This window comes from Xenorhabdus sp. NBAII XenSa04 (assembly GCF_963866145.1).
GTDB classification, from domain to species: domain Bacteria; phylum Pseudomonadota; class Gammaproteobacteria; order Enterobacterales; family Enterobacteriaceae; genus Xenorhabdus; species Xenorhabdus indica.
In genome coordinates this window covers 1-889 of the sequence record NZ_CAWMEB010000202.1, presented here as the reverse complement: position 1 = coordinate 889, position 889 = coordinate 1, and the positions used below count along the sequence as shown (strand labels likewise).

At 46.8% G+C, this 889-nt stretch carries 2 protein-coding genes and 1 pseudogene; 2 read left to right on the top strand and 1 reads right to left on the bottom strand.

Annotated elements, in window-relative coordinates; genetic code table 11:
• The first annotated feature begins 87 nt into the window (after positions 1–87).
• Together AAC147_RS08335 and AAC147_RS08330 are read left to right on the top strand one after the other, a co-directional pair.
• On the top strand, positions 88–369 hold the full coding sequence (locus AAC147_RS08335) for a helix-turn-helix domain-containing protein (RefSeq protein WP_047686304.1): 282 nt from the start codon (positions 88–90) through the stop codon (positions 367–369).
• A gap of 171 nt (positions 370–540) precedes the next feature.
• Complete coding sequence (locus AAC147_RS08330; RefSeq protein ID WP_156115456.1) at positions 541–705, top strand: hypothetical protein; 165 nt, start codon at positions 541–543, stop codon at positions 703–705.
• Here the strand turns inward: AAC147_RS08330 and pilL2 are convergent.
• A pseudogene (pilL2, locus tag AAC147_RS08325) lies at positions 696–889 on the bottom strand (PFGI-1 class ICE element type IV pilus protein PilL2); the annotation flags it as partial. The gene AAC147_RS08330 and the pseudogene pilL2 sit on opposite strands and share 10 nt — an antisense overlap.

Below are 889 nucleotides of genomic sequence, written 5' to 3'. Positions count from 1 at the left end.
GAGGCTTCGGCCTCGCCGGACGGTTACTCCCGGTAGTGAGATCCCTGTCTGAACCACCACCAATAATCAACAGAAGGGGAAGCAGGTATGATTAATACTCACCAAGACTGGCACCCAGCCGAAATTATTTGTGCATTACGCAAACGTGGTACCACACTCGCCGCTTTATCCCGCGAATCGGGACTCAGTTCTTCCACTCTGGCAAATACTCTGTCTCGTTCATGGCCCAAAGTGGAACTGATCATCGCCACCCGTCTGGGAATGGAACCCGCTGAAATCTGGCCCAGCCGTTATTTCGATGACTGCGGCAATTTTATTGAACGAAAAATACGTCAGCCGATTGATGAAAGCCAGCCAGTGGCTGAATAACGCGCTGATATAATCATGTAAAATGTGATAATACCTATTCAGAGGCTATCCATTCTTTTTTGTTTCAGCATTTTTATTTTCAGCAAACACAGTTGAGTTGTTCATTGAATACATCACAGGGTTCCTTGCATAGTCAGGATTATGTTACGACTGAGCAGGAACCTATTTGGCATGAAAATAAATGTGTTAATCAGCTTAATTGCAGTCATACTGATGGGATGTACTGTTCCAGTAAAACAACCGCTACCTCAGCCTTCCCCAAATGGCTCTTCTTCTGTCACGCTGACACGAAACATTCAATCTGTTTCACCGGATATTTATCAGGCCAGCGGCTGACGATATAAGATGGCATTGGTTTTTTCCGGCGTACATAACGAGTAGCCCGATTGACGCAATGCATAACGCATCGCATCGGCAACCGTGGGATTCTGGGACACGGGGAGCTGAATATTAATCAGCTGGGAAAGTGGATCACGCTGTGTTTCTGTCGGGTCGGTACCCACCAGTAAATAACGCCCGT